Source organism: Phytohabitans maris (assembly GCF_031085175.1).
GTDB classification, from domain to species: Bacteria; Actinomycetota; Actinomycetes; order Mycobacteriales; family Micromonosporaceae; genus Phytohabitans; species Phytohabitans maris.
The window spans coordinates 104511-121449 of record NZ_JAVHUY010000030.1; the positions used below are offsets into that span (position 1 = coordinate 104511).

15 protein-coding genes and 1 pseudogene are annotated in these 16939 nt (G+C 72.7%); 8 read left to right on the forward strand and 8 right to left on the reverse strand.

The genetic code is table 11. The annotated features are described in order from the left end of the window. The first annotated feature begins 2 nt into the window (after window positions 1–2). Together RB614_RS28385 and RB614_RS28390 are read left to right on the forward strand one after the other, a co-directional pair. On the forward strand, window positions 3–1346 hold the full coding sequence (locus RB614_RS28385) for a C39 family peptidase (protein ID WP_308715716.1): 1344 nt from the start codon (window positions 3–5) through the stop codon (window positions 1344–1346). 59 nt (window positions 1347–1405) lie between these two features. Beyond that, the gene (locus RB614_RS28390) at window positions 1406–1828 is read left to right on the forward strand and encodes a PPOX class F420-dependent oxidoreductase (RefSeq protein WP_308715717.1); all 423 of its coding nucleotides are present in this window, start codon (window positions 1406–1408) and stop codon (window positions 1826–1828) included. A gap of 7 nt (window positions 1829–1835) precedes the next feature. On the opposite strand, the gene RB614_RS28395 is transcribed toward RB614_RS28390, so the two are convergent. Genes RB614_RS28395 through RB614_RS28405 form a run of 3 tightly spaced genes read right to left on the reverse strand, consistent with a single transcriptional unit; the run spans window position 1836 to window position 3098 of the window. Continuing rightward, the gene (locus RB614_RS28395; RefSeq protein WP_308715718.1) at window positions 1836–2099 is read right to left on the reverse strand and encodes a DUF4229 domain-containing protein; all 264 of its coding nucleotides are present in this window, start codon (window positions 2097–2099) and stop codon (window positions 1836–1838) included. Between the two features lie 10 nt (window positions 2100–2109). Then, window positions 2110–2532: a hypothetical protein gene (locus RB614_RS28400; RefSeq protein WP_308715719.1), complete on the reverse strand. Its 423-nt coding sequence runs from the start codon at window positions 2530–2532 to the stop codon at window positions 2110–2112. Between the two features lie 44 nt (window positions 2533–2576). After that, on the reverse strand, window positions 2577–3098 hold the full coding sequence (locus tag RB614_RS28405) for a hypothetical protein (protein ID WP_308715720.1): 522 nt from the start codon (window positions 3096–3098) through the stop codon (window positions 2577–2579). Window positions 3099–3223: 125 nt separating this feature from the next. Between RB614_RS28405 and RB614_RS28410 the strand changes: the two genes are divergently transcribed. The 4 genes and pseudogenes from RB614_RS28410 (at window position 3224) to RB614_RS28425 (ending at window position 10515) form a co-directional block, all read left to right on the forward strand. Beyond that, window positions 3224–4777, forward strand: coding sequence for a C40 family peptidase (locus tag RB614_RS28410; RefSeq protein ID WP_308715721.1), 1554 nt, complete (start codon window positions 3224–3226; stop codon window positions 4775–4777). A 1759-nt stretch (window positions 4778–6536) separates the two neighbouring features. Then, window positions 6537–8219 (forward strand): hypothetical protein, encoded by a 1683-nt coding sequence (locus RB614_RS28415; RefSeq protein WP_308715722.1) that lies wholly within the window; start codon window positions 6537–6539, stop codon window positions 8217–8219. Window positions 8220–8428: 209 nt separating this feature from the next. Beyond that, a pseudogene (locus tag RB614_RS28420) lies at window positions 8429–9783 on the forward strand (DEAD/DEAH box helicase). Between the two features lie 108 nt (window positions 9784–9891). Further along, entirely contained in the window at window positions 9892–10515 is a 624-nt protein-coding gene (locus tag RB614_RS28425) for a putative glycolipid-binding domain-containing protein (protein WP_308715723.1), read from the forward strand. Here RB614_RS28425 and cds1 read toward each other — a convergent pair. Both cds1 and RB614_RS28435 read right to left on the reverse strand, forming a co-directional pair. Then, window positions 10481–11584: an L-cysteine desulfhydrase Cds1 gene (gene cds1, locus RB614_RS28430; protein WP_308715724.1), complete on the reverse strand. Its 1104-nt coding sequence runs from the start codon at window positions 11582–11584 to the stop codon at window positions 10481–10483. The two genes, RB614_RS28425 and cds1, sit on opposite strands and share 35 nt — an antisense overlap. After that, window positions 11568–12038, reverse strand: coding sequence for an Lrp/AsnC family transcriptional regulator (locus tag RB614_RS28435; RefSeq protein WP_308715725.1), 471 nt, complete (start codon window positions 12036–12038; stop codon window positions 11568–11570). Before RB614_RS28435 ends, cds1 begins: the two co-directional genes overlap by 17 nt. Before the next feature lie 186 nt (window positions 12039–12224). Between RB614_RS28435 and RB614_RS28440 the strand changes: the two genes are divergently transcribed. Further along, entirely contained in the window at window positions 12225–12539 is a 315-nt protein-coding gene (locus RB614_RS28440; RefSeq protein ID WP_308715726.1) for a BldC family transcriptional regulator, read from the forward strand. Window positions 12540–12621: 82 nt separating this feature from the next. Here RB614_RS28440 and RB614_RS28445 read toward each other — a convergent pair whose 3' ends face one another. After that, the gene (locus tag RB614_RS28445) at window positions 12622–13242 is read right to left on the reverse strand and encodes a UbiX family flavin prenyltransferase (RefSeq protein ID WP_308715727.1); all 621 of its coding nucleotides are present in this window, start codon (window positions 13240–13242) and stop codon (window positions 12622–12624) included. Between the two features lie 232 nt (window positions 13243–13474). On the opposite strand from RB614_RS28445, the gene RB614_RS28450 reads away from it, so the two are divergent. Further along, on the forward strand, window positions 13475–14278 hold the full coding sequence (locus RB614_RS28450; RefSeq protein ID WP_308715728.1) for a terpene synthase family protein: 804 nt from the start codon (window positions 13475–13477) through the stop codon (window positions 14276–14278). Between the two features lie 292 nt (window positions 14279–14570). Here the strand turns inward: RB614_RS28450 and mqnP are convergent, their stop codons facing one another. Continuing rightward, window positions 14571–15431: a menaquinone biosynthesis prenyltransferase MqnP gene (mqnP, locus tag RB614_RS28455; protein ID WP_308715729.1), complete on the reverse strand. Its 861-nt coding sequence runs from the start codon at window positions 15429–15431 to the stop codon at window positions 14571–14573. Then, window positions 15428–16891 (reverse strand): menaquinone biosynthesis decarboxylase, encoded by a 1464-nt coding sequence (locus RB614_RS28460; RefSeq protein ID WP_308715730.1) that lies wholly within the window; start codon window positions 16889–16891, stop codon window positions 15428–15430. Before RB614_RS28460 ends, mqnP begins: the two co-directional genes overlap by 4 nt. Window positions 16892–16939: the final 48 nt, after the last annotated feature.

A 16939-nucleotide genomic window follows, 5' to 3' on the forward strand; every position in this document is an offset into this window, starting at 1 on the left:
GCATGGTCAGAACCACCGCCGTAGCCGTCACGGCCCTCGCGCTGCTCGGCTCCGCGGCACCGGCCGTCGCCGCCCCCGCGGCAGCTGCCGTAGCCCCGGCCGGAGGAGCCATCAGCCACGACGAGGAGATCACCTTCCAGCGCTGGTCCAGCTACCAGGACTGGCGCGGCGGCACGCACCGGGGCACCGTGGCCCTGCCGGGCGTGCGTACTGGCATCACGATCGGCCGGCCCGCCGGCACCGTCGACTACACCGACCCCCACACCGGCGTAACGAAAACCTGGGCGTACGCGACCTGGACGTCACCGGTCCGCGCGGTCGGCTTCGACGCCAGCGAGCTGGTCGCCTCGTGGAACGCGGAGACCCCGGCCGGCACCTGGATCCAGGTCGAGATGCAGGGGACCTACAACACCGGCGACCACACCCCCTGGTACGTGATGGGGCGCTGGGCCTCCGGCGACCAGGACATCCGCCGCACGAGCGTCAACCGCCAGGGTGACCCGTGGTCCACGATCTGGACCGACACCTTCTCGATCGACGACGTGGCGACCGGCGTCATGCTCCGCGACTACCAGCTGCGCGTCACCCTCTACCGCACTCCCGGGCAGTGGCGCTCGCCCCGCGTGTGGATGGTCGGCGCGATGAGCTCGTACGTGCCGGACCGCTTCACCGTGCCGCTCAGCCGGGGGCACATCGCGTGGGGGCGGGAGCTGTCCGTGCCGCGCTACTCCCAGAACATCCACGAGGGCCACTACCCCGAGTACGACGGCGGCGGCGAGGCCTGGTGCTCGCCCACGTCCACCGAGATGGTGGTGGAGTACTGGGGCCGGCGTCCGTCCGATGAGGACACGTCCTGGGTGGACCCGACCTACCCCGACCCGACGGTCAACCACGCGGCCCGGATGGTCTACGACTACACGTACGACGGGGCGGGCAACTGGCCGTTCAACACCGCGTACGCGGCGTCCTTCCCCGGCCTGGACGCGTTCGTCACCCGGCTGCACTCGCTGGATGACGTGGAGCGGTTCATCCGCGCCGGGATCCCGGTGATCACGAGCCAGTCGTTCCTCGCCAGCGAGCTGGACGGGGCCAACTACGGCACCTCGGGTCACCTCTTCGTGGTGGTGGGGTTCACCGCGGACGGCGACGTGATCATCAACGACCCGGCCTCGTCGTCCAACGAGGCGGTGCGCAACGTCTACCCGCGCGAGCAGTTCGAGACCGTGTGGCTGCGCACCAAGCGGGTCAACGCGTCCGGCGGCGTCTCCGGCGGTTCGGGCGGCATCGCGTACCTGATCAAGCCCTGGTGGAAGCCGTGGCCGCGGGTGGCTGGCCTGCCGCGGTGAGAGTTCGGGGCCCGCCGCCGGTTGGCGGCGGGCCCCGGTCCGGGTGTATTCGGTTGACCATGACCGACGTGTTCCCCCCTGAGACCCACGCCGACCTCCTCGAACGCCCCCTCTTCGCCCACCTGGCCACCGTCCGCCCCGACGGCTCGCCGCAGAGCAGCGTCATGTGGTTCGAATGGGACGGCAAGCGGATCCGGATGACACACACCAAGACCCGCCAAAAGTTTCAAAACCTCAGCCGTGAACCGCGGGTCGCGCTCTCCGTCGTCGACCCCGAGGACGGGTACCGCTTCCTCGAGGTGCGCGGCGTGGTCGAGGCGATCGAGGACGACGATGCCGTGGCGTCGTTCTACAAGTCGCTCCAGATCCGGTACGGCATGGACTACCCGATCAGGGACGCGCCGGTACGCGTGGTCATGACGATCCGACCCACCTCGTACGTCGCGGTGACCAACGGCAGCGTGGTCGCCCGGGTGTCGTAGGGGCTCGTCAGCTCTCGCGCTTCTGCTCGTCTTCGCCGGACAGGGCGGCGCGTAGGCGGTCCTTCTCCGCTTTGCGCCGCTCTGCCGCGCCGGCCATCTGGTTGGCCACCTGGTCGCGCAGCCCGCGCAGCAGGATGAACGAGAAACCGGCCGACGCGACCAGCGCGATCAGCAGCTTGACGAAGATGTCGAGGTCGAGCGGGAGCAGCGCGGCGAAGACCGCCGCGAACAGTCCGACGCGAGCCAGGGTGTACTTGATTACCGGGCTCATGTCCTATCCCTTACCCGGTCCGGTGGGCCAGCCACCGGATGCCGTAGAACCAGATCAACGAGTACGCCAGCGCGAACGCCGCCGCGGCGGCCACCCCGGACCAGAGCGCTCCAGCCTCGTTGAGGAGGCCGGCGACCAGCAGCCCGAACGTGACCGAGACGGCCACGCCCACCAGCGCGACGACCACCCGGGCGGCGCCGAAGGACCAGGCCCGGAACTCCTCGACGAACGCCCACGCCGGCAGGATCACGGCCAGCCACCCGGAGGCCCCGCCGAAGTCGCCGAAGCCGAGCAGCGAGAAGCCGCCGTCGAAGACGAGCAGCGCGAGCAGGCCGATGACCAGGCCGGCCAGGACCAGGCCCAGCAGGTCGGTCACGGCGAGGATCCGCCCGTCGGCGTCGCGCCGGGGAAAGCCACTCTCCGCCTCAGTCATGACCCATTGAGGGTACTGCCGGCGTGGTGCGCCGCCCGCTTGGGCTACGCCCAGACCTGCTGGGGGGTGGCGCGGCGCTCGGACAGCGGCACGGGTGGGTCGTACTCGCGGACCACGTTGCCGTCCGCGTCCCGCTCGATGGGGCGGAAGCCGGCGTCCCAGATCAGGTGGAGTATCTCGTCGCGGTCGGCGTCCGGCGGGGCGACGATGTCGTCGACGCCGAAGTTGAGGGCGAGCTGGGCCAGCGCGGCGGTGTGCTGCGCCGTCGAGCAGGTCACGTGGCGGGGGCCGATGATCCCCAGGCGGGTGATCGCGAACCGGCGGAGCACCTCGGCCGGCGCCGTCCCGTCCTCCGGCGCCTCGCCTTCGGGCGTCCTGTCGGAAACCTGACTGCCTCCGATCAGGAACGTGACCCGGTCTCCGTGGTGGGCCGCGCGGCGATCGTCGGCCAGCCGCCCGAGCCACGCGAGGTCGTCGACGGCGGCCAACTCCTCGCTGTCCGGGCCGGTAAGCCGGTCACCTGCGTAAACACGCTCTTCGATCTCTTGGCGGCGATCCACGTTCATGACTTAGAGCGTAGTCACCCCTTACGTAAGAGAGCTCTCAGGTACCCGTTACCTGCTCTCCAATCGACATCGTTGCCGCGGTGCGGTAGGACAGAATGGGACGCGAGTGGCGGGGAGAGACGCGTATGGCGAAGCGCAAAGGCCGGCATCAGGCGCGCCCGGACGGGTTCATCAGCCCTGTCCTTCGGCCACTGGCCTGGTCCGCCATGCTCGGCGCCGCCGCGGCTGCCGCGTTCGCCGCCCCGGTGTACGCGGAGCCCACGCCCAACACGATCCCCGACGCCGGCTCGCGACCCGCGCCGGCCGGCTCGTTGCAGCTGCCCGGCACGACCACGCCACCCTCCAGCGGCACCTACACGCCGCCCGCCTCGTCGGCGACCGGGCCGCTCGCCACCCAGATCTACAACGCCGAGGTCGAGATCGGCCTGCTCGGCGAAGACCTGCTGAAAAAGCGCGAGGAGCAGGCGCAGGCCCGCACCGACCTGGCGATCGCCCACCGCCAGCTCGACGAGGCGCGGGCCGCGGTCGCCGCGGCCGAGGCCGACGCGGAGAGCGCGGCCGCCCAGGCGATCAAGGACGCGGCCGAGCTGCCGCCCGGCGCGTTCGGCTCCGACCTCCACGGGCTGAGTGAGCTGTCCCGCATCCAGCGCGGCGAGTCCTCGACGGCCAAGAGCGACGCGGCCGAGCACGAGGTGATCCGGGCAAAGGACGCCGAGCGGGTCGCCCAGGAGGCGTACAACACGGCGCTGGGCAAGGAGCAGACGCTCGCCGGGCAGTTCAACACCATCGAGTCGACGCTCAAGACCAAGGAAGCCGCGCTCGCCGGGATCAAGGAGCGCAACTCGGCGCAGCTCGCGGTCATCGAGCGGGAGCGCGAGGCGCAGGAGGCCGCGCTCGGCGCAGACTTCCTCAACTCCGACAACATCGCCGGGCTCGCCGCCGACCCGCGGGCGATCAAGGCGGTCAACTTCGCGCTCGGCGAGCTCGGCAAGCCGTACGTGTGGGGGGCCGAAGGGCCCAACGCGTACGACTGTTCCGGTCTGATGTGGGCCTCCTACCGCAGCACCGGCTACCAGCTCCCCCGGGTCTCCCGCGACCAGTACGCGGCGACCCGCTCGCGGATCGTGCCGACCAGCGCGATGCTCCCCGGCGACCTGGTCTTCTTCAGCTCCAACGGCATGGCCAGCGGGATCCACCACGTCGGCATGTACATCGGCGACAACAAGATGGTCCACGCGCCCAACAGCCGGGAAAAGGTCAAGGTATCCACCGTCTGGTTCTCCCGGCTCTTCGCGGCCACCCGGATCTACGGCGCGGTCGCCGCTCCCGTGACGAAGCCGCCGACGACACCCCCGACCACGCCACCGAGCAAGCCGCCGGCCACCACAAAGCCGCCCACGACCCCGCCGCCGACCACCAAGCCGCCGACGACGCCCCCGACCACGCCACCCACCACCCCGCCGACGACGCCGACCACCCCACCCACGACGCCGCCGACCACTCAGCCGACGACCCCGCCGACCAGCAGCGAGCCGACACCGACGCCCAACCCGCCGTCGACGCCCGCGGAGAACCCGGAGCCGCCGGCCACCACGAGCGCCGCCCCGGCCACCTCTGAGGCCGAGCCGGATGCGTCCGCTTCATCCGAATCACCGGCTGGCGCGAGCACGGTAGGCTGACGCATCCGTCCGCATAGTGGGCGGTTTGGACCGCGTGGAGTGGGCAGCTGACCAGGTGGACGCCCACAACCCGACTCCGGGTGTCCGGGCGCCGGCCGATGTGGCACGGTAAACCTGAAGGACGCTCCGGTCCGGCCGTCACCGGTCCGGTGCGGCGGGGGAGCGGGAGGCGATGATGGACGAGCGACAAGAGCCGCCAGCCGCCGGAACGACCGGCGAGCCGACGGGGCTCGCGGCTGAGCTGCCGCCACTACCTCCGCCCCCGCCCGTGGGCACGGCGCTGCCCGAGCCGCCGCAGGAGTCCCTGCCCGAGGCGTACGAGATGCCCCCGCCCCCGCCGGCGGGCGCCCTCTGGCCCGGCTTCAGCTCCCCCGAGCCGACCCCCTCCGCCTCCTCACCCGCCCCGACTTCAGCGCCGCCCGCGCCGTCCTCCCCTTCCTTCATTTCCTCGGCGCCACCCGCACCCCACCCGGCGCCGCCTGCGGCCCCCGTCCCCCCGCCGGCTCCGTACTCACCGGCCGCGGCTCCGGTGCGGGCGTCCGCTTCGGTGAGCGCGCCACCTTCGTCGGTGAGCGCGCCGCCCGTGGGGTCCGCGCCTGTGAGTGGGCCGCCTTCCTCGGTGAGTGGACCGCCCGCATCGCGGGCCGCCTCGGCATCGGTGAGCGCGCCGCCGGCGCCGCGAGGCGCCTACCCGTCGGTTAGCGCGCCGCCGGTATCGCCGGTATCGGGCGGCGCCGCGCCGCCGGTATCGGGCGGAGGGGCGGTCTGGCCGGCCCCGGCACAGGTGAGTTCGCCGCCCGCACGGCCGGCCAGCTCCGCGCCGGTGAGCGCGCCACCACCGCCCGGCTCATCGCCGCCCGCGGTCCCGCCGCCGCCCGCGGTCCCGCCGCCGCCCGCGGTCCCGCCGCCGCCCGCAGTCCCGCCGCCACCCGCAGTCCCGCCGCCACCCGCACCGTCGACGCCGCCGGCCGCCCTCGCACCACCCGCACCGCTTGCGCCGCCGGCCGCCGTCTCGCCACCGGCACCGCTTGCGCCGCCGGCCCTCGCCGTGCCGCCACCGCCCGCCGTGCCGCCGGCACCGGCCGCGGCCGCGCCGCCCGCAGCCCCGTCTGGGCCGGCGCGGATCGTGCCGGCGTGGAGCAACCCGACGCCCTACAACCCGCCCGAGCCGGTGCGCCCCCGGCCGGGCGTCGTCGGCCGCGCCTCGGTATCGGGCTCTGCCGCGCCCGCCCCCGCTGACCTGGCCGCGCTGCCCGCACCACCAGCCAGCAGCCGCACCTACCGGGCCGGCGAGTCGAGCACACCCCCGGCCGCACCCAGCGTCCCGCCGGTGATGCCGCCACTCGCGCCGGCGTCCGCTCCGCCGGCTCCCGTCTCCGGTGCGCCGGCCGCTCACCCGCCCACGCCCGCCTCCGGCGCACCCGCCGCTCACCCGCCCACGCCTGCCTCGGGTGCGCCGGCCTCAGGGGTGCCGATCTCGGGCGCGCCAGCCTCGGCGCCGCCGGCACCGCCCGCAGGGGCGCCGGCCCCCGTTTCCGGAACGCCGGTCTCCGCGCCACCGGGCACACCCTTCGGGGCGGCCGTCTCGTCGCCGCCGGACTCCGCTTCGGCATCGCCCGCCGCGGGTTCGGGACAGGCCGTGCCAGGGACGGCGGTGCCCGCCCCGGGTTCGGCGCCTGCGGGCCCCGGGTCGGCAGTGCCCGCCGCGGGCTCGGCATCGACGGGGTCGGGTTCGACGCCGCCTGGGGTGCCGGTGCCGGTGAGATCGCCGATTCCCGGACCGCCGCTGGAACGGCGCCAGCCGAAGAAGCCGCAGACCGATTCGCCGTGGTCGGCGTTCGAGGTGCCGTGGCGTGACTCGGCCCCCAGCGCTCGCGATGCGCAGCCCGAGGAGCGCGAGGCCCAGCCGCAGCCGCCGGAGCCGCCGCCGGTCTACTCGGTACCGTCCGCCACGCCGACCCCGCCCGGAGGTGCGCTGGCGCCGCCCGGAGGTGCGCTGGCGCTGCCCGGAGGTGCGCTGGCGCCGCCCGCTCCACCAGCCGACGCTGCCGGGGCCGCGGGTGAGGCGGCGGCCGAGCCGGAGTACCTCGTGCCGCCGCAGCGCTCAGCACCACGGGGTGACTCGCTCGTCTCCGCGCTGGGTGCCCGCGCCCGCGCGAGCGTGCCCGGTGTGGGCCAGGTCTCCGCTGAGGAGGCGGCGGTCGCCGTGCAGCCCTCGGCCGGCCGCGCCCGGGTCTACCGCGCCGGTACTCCCGACCCCGACCCCGAGCCGGTCGAGCCGCCGCCGCCCGGCCCGCCGGCGCCGCAGCCGCCCGGGCCTGGGCCGGCACCCAACCCGTTCCCGCCGCCGGAGCCGGTGCCGCCGGTGCCCATCCCGCCCGTGCCGGGGCCCGAACCGTCGCCGTCTCCAGGACCGCAGCCACCGGAACCGCCGCCGCCGTTTCCGCCGCCACCGCCGGTGATGTCTGTCCCGCAGGTGCTGCCGGCGCCGCCGGGCACGCCGGTCCGCGGTGCGGCCACGCCGTTCACACCGCGCGGAGCCGCCGCACCGCCACTGACCGTCCCACCGCCAACGGCGGCCCCACCGCCACCGGCCGCCGCGTTGCCACCGGCCGTCGCACCGCAACCGGCCGTCCCACCGCAACCGGCCGTCGCGCCACCGCAGGGTCCGCCGGGGGTGGCACCGCCATACCCCGTGGCAGCTCCGCCGGGGTCACCCGCCGTGGCACCGCAGCCTGGCGCTCCGGCCGCGACGCCACAGCCGGGGGTACCCGCGGTGGCACCGCCGCCGTACCTCGCCGCGCCTGGACCGGGAGTGCCGGCTGCCGCGCCGCCGGCCGCAGCTGGACCGCCCGCGTATCTCGCACCGCCACAACCCGCCTCCCCGCCGCCGCCGCACGCGGCGCAGGCGCCACCGGCGGCACCGGTCGTACCGGCGGCCGCGTTGCCGAGCTGGCCGCCGGCGGGCAACCCGACCGCGCCCGGGCGCTGGAGTGCCATCGACGCGCCACCCCCGGTGAGTGAGGCGGCCGCGAACGCGGCACCTCCTCCTGCGCCACCGCCGGCACCCGCCCAGCCGCCGCCCGCGCCCACGAGCGCGCCGCCGGTCTCCACCTCCCCGGAGTACGGGGAGTGGGCCCGCGGCCAGGGGCGCAAGGGCGAGGAGCCTCCACAGGGTACGGTCTACGGCGGCTCGGACGGCGGTCCGGCGCAGATGACCATGGCGATCGCCGGTGGCAGCCCGCTGGAAAACTCCGGCTCGCTGACCGGCCACATCCTCTCCCAGGGGCGCTCCGACGGGCCCACGCCGACCGCCAACACCGCCAAGGTGTTTCTGGTCATGGCCCTCGTGTTGGGAATCCTGGTGGCCGTCGGCGCGTTGGTCGTCCTGGTAAGCGGAGACACGTTCTCCAACCTGTTCGACAGCTTCCTCAAGAGCTGACCCCGGGTGAGCCTCCCCACGACCGGGTATATCCATGTGGTGATACGCGTGGCTGCCCGTACACTTGTCGAGATCTACTGACCCCGGCGCGCTTGATTGGCGCGTCTTTGGGCGTTCTTTGGGGCGATACACGGCGGCTGATCATGGCCGCGGCGGGGCCACGCGAAGAAGCGCCCCCCGCTGAGAGGTTTACTTGACCGCGTTCGCTGATCCCAGCACGTTCCCGTCCGCCTTCGACCCCTCCACCGACCTGTCCTTCGCCGACCTCGGCCTTCCCCGGCCACTGGTGCGCGAGCTGGACCGGGAGGGCATCCTCACCCCGTTCGAGATCCAGGCCGCGACCGTCCCCGACGCGCTGGCCGGCCGCGACGTCCTCGGCCGCGGCCAGACCGGTTCGGGCAAGACGCTCGCCTTCGGCCTGCCGCTGCTCGCCCGGGTCGCGGAGGGTGACCGGGCCCGCTCACGCCACCCGCGCGCGCTGATCCTGGTGCCGACCCGCGAGCTGGCCATGCAGGTCGCCGACGCGCTGCGCCCGCTCGGCAAGACCGTGGGTGTGTTTCTTGCCACGGCTGTCGGCGGTGTGCCGTACGACCGGCAGATCGACTCGCTGCGCCGCGGCGTCGAGGTGCTCGTTGCCACGCCCGGCCGGCTCAAGGACCTGATCGAGCGGGGCGCCTGCTCGCTCGACGACATCGCCATCACGGTGCTCGACGAGGCCGACCAGATGGCCGACATGGGCTTCCTGCCCGACGTCACCGAGCTGCTCGGCAAGACGCCGGAGGGCGCCCAGCGGCTGCTCTTCTCGGCCACGCTCGACGGCGACGTCGACACGCTGGTGCAGCGCTTCATGACCGACCCGGTGACCCACTCGACCGCCCCACCGGTGGCGACCGTCACGACGATGGACCACCACCTGCTGCTGATCCCGCCGCACGACAAGCTCGGCGTGACCGCCTCGATCGCCGCCCGCGAGGGGCGCACGATCATGTTCGCGCGCACCCAGATGGGTGTCGACCGGCTGGTCGGGCAGCTCGCCGCGGTGGGTGTACGGGCCGGTGCGCTGCACGGCGGCAAGACCCAGCGGGCACGCACGCGCACGCTCGCGGAGTTTCGCGAGGGCCGCATCAACGTCCTGGTCGCCACCGACGTCGCCGCCCGCGGCATCCACGTCGACGGCATCTCGCTCGTGGTGCACATCGACCCGCCCAAGGACGAAAAGGACTACCTGCACCGCGCCGGCCGCACCGCACGGGCCGGCGAGTCGGGCGCGGTGGCCACGCTGGTCCTGCCCAAGCAGCGCAAGTCGACGCTGGCGATGCTCAAGCGGGCCGGCGTCGAGCCGACCCAGACCCGGGTACGCGCTGGTGACGCCGCCCTGGCCGAGCTGACCGGCGCCCGTGAGCCCAGCGGCGTACCGGTGGTCGAGGAGCCCACGCCGCCGCCGGCCCGCCGCAGCGACCGTCCCCGCGGCTACCGCCACGAAGGCGGCCGTCCACGGGGCGACCGCCCGCACGGGCCTCGCCCCGCGGCCGGAGCCCGCCGCCCAGCCGCCCGCGCCCACTGACCTCACCGCGTTGATCAGGGACTTGGTGGAGCGACACGCGGTACGACACGCCCATCAACTCCCTGATCAACTGCGGACGGGGGCCGGCGCGGCGGTAGCGTCTCTCGCATGGGGACGCTGCCTAAGGCGTTGTTGTGGGAACGGACCGACACGACGGGGACCGACCTGGCGCTCCTGGACGACCGGCGCGGGCTGCACGCGCGCGGTGTCGCGTCCGCTGTCGACCCGATCCCGTACCTGTGCCGGTACGAGCTGGTCACCGACGAGACCTGGGCCACCGCGCACCTCGACGTGAGCGTCGAGGGCGGGGGCTGGCTGCGCACGCTCCGGCTGGAGCGGGCGGCCGGCCGCTGGCGGGTGACCACCGCCGAGCAGGGTGACCTCGACCGGGCGCTGGCCAACGCGGGTCACGCCCCGGCGGGGCTGCCCGGCACCGAGGAGCCCGACCGGCTGCACGACGCCATCGACGTCGACCTCGCCGGCGCGGCACTCCCCAATACGCTGCCCATCCGGCGGCTGGGGCTGCTGGGCGCGCCGCCCGGCACCGTCCACCGCCTCACCATGGCCTGGGTACTGGTGCCCAGCCTGGAGGTGCTGCCCAGCGACCAGACCTACCGGGTGGTCGACGAGGGAACGATCCGCTTCGACATCGACGGCTTCGGCGCCGACCTCTCCGTCGACAAGGAGGGGTACGTGCTCAGGTACCCGGGGCTGGCGGAACGGAAGGCATGACCCCGGTCGCCAGGAAGCTGTCGAGCACCGCCAGGTAGGGGGCCAGGTCGAGGCCCTGCGCGGCGACCCACTCGTCGGAGTAGTACGTGTTGGCGTACCGCTCGCCGCCGTCGCAGAGCAGGGTCACCACCGAGCCACGCTCCCCCGCCGCTCGCATCTGCGCGATCAGGCCGAAGGCGCCCCACAAATTCGTACCCGTGGATCCTCCGACGCGGCGGCCGAGCAACGCGGACGCCGCGCGCATCGCGGCGAGTGAGGCGGCGTCCGGCACGCGGACCATGCGGTCGACAAGCGTCGGCTGGAACGAGGGCTCCACCCGGGGCCGCCCGATCCCCTCGATGCGCGAGCCCAGCCCGGTCTCGTGGCGCCAGTCGGCGGCCTGCCAGGCGGGATAGAACGCCGAGTTTTCCGGGTCGACCACGCAGAGCTTGGTGGGGTGGCGGCAGTAGCGGGCGTACCGGCCGATGGTGGCGCTGGTGCCCCCGGTGCCGGCGCCGACGACGATCCAGGTGGGCACGGGGTGCCGTTCCAGCGACATCTGCGCGTAGATCGACTCGGCGATGTTGTTGTTTCCCCGCCAGTCGGTGGCCCGCTCCGCGTACGTGAACTGGTCCATGAAATGTCCACCGGTGTCCCCGGCCAGCCGGCGGGCCTCGACCACGGCGGAGGCCGGGTCCTCGACCAGGTGGCACTTGCCACCCTGAAACTCGATCAGCGCCACCTTCTCCGGCGACGTGGAGGCCGGCATCACGGCGACGAAGGGGAGGCCGAGCATGCGGGCGAAGTACGCCTCGGAGACCGCCGTGGAGCCGGACGACGCCTCCACGATCGTCGTCTTCGGCCCGATCCAGCCGTTGCAGAGGCCGTAGAGGAAGAGCGAGCGGGCGAGCCGGTGCTTGAGCGAGCCGGTGGGGTGGACGGACTCGTCCTTGAGGTACAGGTCGACGCCCCACTCGCCGGGCAGCGGAAACGGCAGCAGGTGGGTGTCGGCCGAGCGGTTGGCGTCGGCCTCTACCTTGGCGATCGCCTCGGTGACCCAGGCCCGGTCGGCGTCACGACGATCCTCCATCCTCGGACCGTAGCAAGGGCTGCGGCCGCTCCTCCCACTTGGTGGAGAGGGCGATCGCCGTACGCGTCGAGGCCACCCCGGCGGTGCGGTTGATCCGAACGATCAGGCTCTCCAACTCGTGGATCGTCCCCACTCGCACTTTGAGGAGGAACGACTCCACGCCGGCCATGAAGTAGCAGGACTCGATCTCGGGCATCTCGCGCAGCGCCTCGAGCACGCCGTCGGTGTCGCCGCCGGAGTCCTGCACGACGCCGATCAGCGCGGTCACGCCGAGCCCGATCGCCTCCGGCTCAGCATCAGCGCGGTAGCCGCGGATGATGCCGCCGCTTTCCAACTTGCCCACCCGATCGTGCACCGCGGGCGCGGAGAGGCCGACCTGCCGGGCCAACTCGGCGTAGGAGAGCCGGGCATTCGCCCGCAATAGCTCCACAAGCCTCAGATCGATGTCGTCCACCGGTGGTAGACATTAACAGCCGGGGACGTGAGCAAGGCTCGCAAATCCTACTGCCTAACTTCCCAGACAGTGCGTTTTCCCTGTTTCCCGGACACGGCACGCTCGCGGTGCTGTAATGACCGTACGTCCCTATCGAGGCTGTCGGGCATCCAACCTATGGCCATCGTGCGACGCGAGGGAGGGGCCGTGGACACTGGAGATCGTCTGCTGACGCCGGGCGAGGTGGCTGCGCTGTTCCGCGTCGATCCAAAGACCGTGACCAGGTGGGCGGCCGCGGGCCGGATCGGCAGCATCCGCACGCCCGGGGGCCACCGTCGCTTCCGCGAGTCGGAGGTGCGCGCACTGCTGGAAGGCGAGGGCGAGCTGGACGAGCTGCGCGAGGAGCAGCCGCCGCCGTCCACCGCCAACCGGCCGCGCAACGAAGGCCCGGGCGCACATCCTGGTCCGACACGGAGCGCGGGGCACCACACGCCCAGCCCGGGCAACGTCAACATGCGCTGAGCACGCCCGGGCACACCTGCCCGCACCACGTCCGACAAAGCTTGGATCCTTAGGATCCAAGCTGGCCGCTCCAGCGGCGCCGTCACGATCCGAGTTGGCCGCGCCAGCGGCGAAACAGCGAGTGGGGTACCCCCAAGGCGTCCAGCGTCTTGCCGGCCACGAAGTCGATGAGCTGCTGCGCCGACGCTGACGCCCCCGAGCCGTAGAAGCCCGGGCTCGCCGGCAGCACCACGGCCCCGGCGTCGTGCAGTGCGATCAGGTGGCCCAGGTGGCTGCGGGTCACCGGCGTCTCGCGCGGCACCACGACCACCCGCCGCCGCTCCTTGAGGTTGACCTCGGCGGCCCGCTGCAGCAGGTCCTTCGACAGCCCGATCGCTATCCCGGCACACGCGGCGGTGCTCGCCGGAACGACCACCATGCCGCGCGCAGGGTACGAGCCGCTGCTCGGCCCGGCCGCGAGGTCACCGGCCGGCCAGTACGTCAGGTCGGTACCGTCGAGGTCGCGCCCGAGCCAAGCGGTCAGGTCGTCCTTCCAGTGGGCGTCGCGAAACGGCGCACCGGTCTCGTCGAGGATCGTCAGCCGGGCCGCCCGGGAAACCACAAGATCGACCGATTCGCCCGCATCGAACAGTCCACGCAGTACCGCCGCAGCGTAGGGCGTTCCGGATGCACCTGAAACACCTACGATCCACGGATTCCGCATAGATCCAGCGTAGGGCTACCGTCGGCCAAAGCTGATGTTGGCGCTGGGGAGCGGCGGGCTCGGGCGGCGGTGCCGCCTTCTTCGCCGGCGCCAACCTGGACAGCAGGAGGCTGCGATGTTGCCGACCGTATCCCTCGATCTCCAATGTCCGATTGATCCGGTTATCTCACCCTACGCGGAGGACGCCCACGGCTGGCTCGACGGGTGGACCCGAAGCCACGGACTACCCGACGTGTACGCCGACCGGCTCGCCGAAGGCGGCATAGCCCGGTACGCGGCCCGCCTCTACCCCGACGCGAGCCCCGGCGACCTGCGCGTACTCTCCGCGCTCTTCACCTGGTTCTTCCTCATCGACGACGAGTGTGACCGGGCCAGCGTGCCGGAGCCGGAGCGGGTACGCGCGCTCGTCGGTGGCGCGCTCTCCGTGCTGCGCGGCGAGCCCGGCCAGGCGTTGCCCGGCCCGCTGGGCACAATGCTCGCCGACGCGTGGCGGGAGCCGTACCGCCGCATGCCGGCGCGCTGGTGCACCCGCTTCGTCGCCGCCGTCGAACATCACCTCGGCGGGGTGGTGGTCGAGGCGCGCAACAAGGCGGGCGGCCACCGGCCGGCCGTCGAGGAGTACGTCGAGCTGCGGCGGGCCACCTCCGCGGCGTACGTGGCGCACACGCTCATCGACTTCGCCGGCGGCGGCCAGCCGGTGAGCGAGTCCTTCTACCGCCACCCGGCCGTGCGCGCGTTCAGCCGCACCGGCAACGACCTGCTCTCGTGGTTCAACGACCTGCTCTCGCTGGAGCGGGACGCGGCCACCTCGGGTGGGCACAACCTCGTGCTCGCCATCGCCGCCGAGCACGGCGTGCCGCTGGAGGAGGCGGCCACGGCGGCCCGGGAGCGCTGGCACCGGACGATGCGCCAGTTCCCCAGCCTCCGGGCAGCCGCGCCGCCGCACGGCGCCGCCGGCCGCCGCTACCTCGACGGCGTCGAGCACGCCGTCCGCGGCACGATGGACTGGTCCTACGAGAGCGCCCGCTACAACTAGGGCCTGTATCAAAGAGTTTGTCGGTGCGAGCCGGAGTCCAGGCGGCGTCAGGTGGTGACGGGCGCAAGGTCGCGCATACCAGTGTTGTATGCGGGCTTACGCCCGGCGCCGCATGGCGGCGTCTGGGCCCGGCGCAGCCCGGCAAGGAATTTGATACAGGCCCTAGGCCCGCTGTCTCCAAGGCCGTTGATCAGGAACTTGGTGGAGGGCCACGCCGGCCAACACGCCCGCCGAGGCCCTGATCAACGGGGCCAGGCAAAGCCGAGGAGGGCCACGCCGGCCGAGGCTCTGATCAACGGGGCCAGGCGAAGTCCAGCAGGGCGAAGGCGAAGAGGGCGATGCCGACGAAGCCGTTGGCTGTGAAGAAGGCGCGGTTGACCCGGGAGAGGTCGGTGGGCGTGACCACCAAGTGCTGGTAGCCGAACGCGACCGCGGTCAGCGCCAGCCCGACCCACCACAGCCAGCCGAAGCCGACGAGCTCGCCGTAGTAGACGAACAGCGCGAACGTCACCAGGTGCACCACCGTGGAGAGGCCGAGCGCGAACGGCACCCCGTACCGCGCGGGCACGCTGCGCACGCCGATCTCCCGGTCGACGCTGGCGTCCTGGCAGGCGTAGATCAGGTCGAACCCGCCGATCCAGAGCCCCACCGCGGCGCCGAGCACCCACGCCGGCCACGAGCCCTCGAACGTGCCGGTGACCGCCAGCCACGCCCCGATCGGGCCCACCGCCTGCGCCAGCGCCAGGATCGCATGCGGCCAGTCGGTGAACCGCTTGCCGTAGGGGTACACGACCAGCGGGGCCACCGCGAGCGGCGAGAGCACGAGGCAGAGCGGGTTGAGCAGGGCGGCGGCGCCGACGAAGACCACGAGCGCGACCACCGCGCCGGTCCAGGCCGTGCGCACCTTCACCGCACCGGTGACGAGCTCTCTCTTCTGGGTACGGGGGTTTTGCGCGTCGATCCGCCGGTCGATGATCCGGTTGGCGGCCATCGCGAACGTGCGCGCGCCCACCATCGCGATCGTGATCAGGACCAGGTCGCCCCAGCGCACCCCGCCGCCGAGGTGGCGCATGGCGGCGAGCGCGGAGAGGTAGGCGAACGGGAGCGCGAAGACCGAGTGCTCGATGGCGACGAGGCGGAGGAACGCCCTCATGAGATCCCGTACTCTTTCCAGCGCTTGTCGACCAGCGCCTTGACCTCGGGCGACATGACCGCTTCGGGCGGCCAGCCGCGCGTGTACCCCTCGGTGGGCAGCTTGCGGGTCGCGTCGACACCCGCCTTGCCACCCCAGAACTGCTGGTACGACGCGTGGTCCAGATGGTCGACCGGCCCCTGCGTGAGCAGCAGGTCGTGGTCGTAGTCGACGTTGCTGAACGCCCGGAACGCGACCTCGTTGTTGTCGTGCACGTCGCAGTCGTCGTCGACCACCACGATCAGCTTGGCCAGCGAGAGCAGGTGGGCGCCCCAGACCGACGACATCACCTTCTGCGCGTGCTTGGGGTACCGCTTGCGGATCGAGACGATCACGCAGTTGTGGAAGACGCCCGCCTCCGGCATCGAGTAGTCCACGATGTCCGGGACGAGCAGCTTGAGCAGCGGCAGGAAGATCCGCTCGGTGGCGTGCCCGATCGGCCCGTCCTCCTGCGGCGGCTTGGACGTCACGATCGAGTGGTAGACCGGGTCGCGCTGGGTGGTCATGCACTCGACGTGAAACACCGGAAACGGCTCGACCGGCGTGTAGAAGCCGGTGTGATCGCCGAACGGGCCTTCGGGGAGGCGCTCGCCCGGCTCGACGTACCCCTCCAGGACGATCTGGGCATGCGCCGGCACCTGGAGCGGCACGGTCAGGCAGTCGACCATCTCCACCCGCTCGCCGCGCAGGAAGCCGGCGAACAGGTACTCGTCGATGTCGCTCGGCAGCGGTGCGGAAGCGCTGTACGACACGACCGGATCGCAGCCGAACGCGATCGCCACCGGCAGCCGCTCGCCCCGCCGCTCGGCCATCGCGTGGTGCGCCGTGGAGTCCTTGTGGATCTGCCAGTGCATGCCCAGCGTGGTCGGCGAGTGCTGCTGGAGGCGGTACAGCCCGAGATTGCGCTTGCCGGTCTCCGGGTGCTTGGTGTGGGTCAGCCCGTAGTTGTGGAAGATGCCGCCGTCGTCCGGCCAGGTCTGCAGGCCCGGCAGGCGGCCCAGGTCGACGTCGCCGTCCCGGTAGATCACCTGCTGGCAGGGGGCGGTCTTGACCTTCTTCGGCGGTACCGACTTGAGCTGCATCACCTTGCCCAGCCCTTCGCGGATGCCCGACCAACCCACCGGCAGCTCCGGCTTGACCAGCTCGCCGATCCGGGCGCCGATCTCATCGACGCTCTCCACGCCGAGCGCCATCGCCATGCGGCGCTGGGTGCCAAAGAGGTTGATCGCCACGGGCATCTCGCCACGCGTGGGGCGCTCGAAGAGCAGGGCCGGTCCGCGGGCGCCGACGGTCCGGGTGACCACCTCGCTGATCTCCAGCGTCGGGTCGACCGGCACCGTGACCCGATGCAGCTCACCGGCCTGCTCAAGCGCCGCGAGGAAGTCTTTCAGTCCCGAGTACGGGAATCCGCGTACCGCCATGGCTGCCAGTCTGTCCTACCAGCCCGTAACCGCCATGACGCGGGTGGG

What these genes read in the sequence shown, in the direction of transcription:
- RB614_RS28385 (WP_308715716.1), top strand. Translation starts at nt 3, where the DNA reads ATGGTCAGAACCACCGCCGTAGCCGTCACGGCCCTCGCGCTGCTCGGC.
- RB614_RS28390 (WP_308715717.1), top strand. Translation starts at nt 1,406, where the DNA reads ATGACCGACGTGTTCCCCCCTGAGACCCACGCCGACCTCCTCGAACGC.
- RB614_RS28395 (WP_308715718.1), bottom strand. Translation starts at nt 2,099, where the DNA reads ATGAGCCCGGTAATCAAGTACACCCTGGCTCGCGTCGGACTGTTCGCG.
- RB614_RS28400 (WP_308715719.1), bottom strand. Translation starts at nt 2,532, where the DNA reads ATGACTGAGGCGGAGAGTGGCTTTCCCCGGCGCGACGCCGACGGGCGG.
- RB614_RS28405 (WP_308715720.1), bottom strand. Translation starts at nt 3,098, where the DNA reads ATGAACGTGGATCGCCGCCAAGAGATCGAAGAGCGTGTTTACGCAGGT.
- RB614_RS28410 (WP_308715721.1), top strand. Translation starts at nt 3,224, where the DNA reads ATGGCGAAGCGCAAAGGCCGGCATCAGGCGCGCCCGGACGGGTTCATC.
- RB614_RS28425 (WP_308715723.1), top strand. Translation starts at nt 9,892, where the DNA reads ATGGGGACGCTGCCTAAGGCGTTGTTGTGGGAACGGACCGACACGACG.
- cds1 (WP_308715724.1), bottom strand. Translation starts at nt 11,584, where the DNA reads ATGGAGGATCGTCGTGACGCCGACCGGGCCTGGGTCACCGAGGCGATC.
- RB614_RS28445 (WP_308715727.1), bottom strand. Translation starts at nt 13,242, where the DNA reads ATGCGGAATCCGTGGATCGTAGGTGTTTCAGGTGCATCCGGAACGCCC.
- mqnP (WP_308715729.1), bottom strand. Translation starts at nt 15,431, where the DNA reads ATGAGGGCGTTCCTCCGCCTCGTCGCCATCGAGCACTCGGTCTTCGCG.
- RB614_RS28460 (WP_308715730.1), bottom strand. Translation starts at nt 16,891, where the DNA reads ATGGCGGTACGCGGATTCCCGTACTCGGGACTGAAAGACTTCCTCGCG.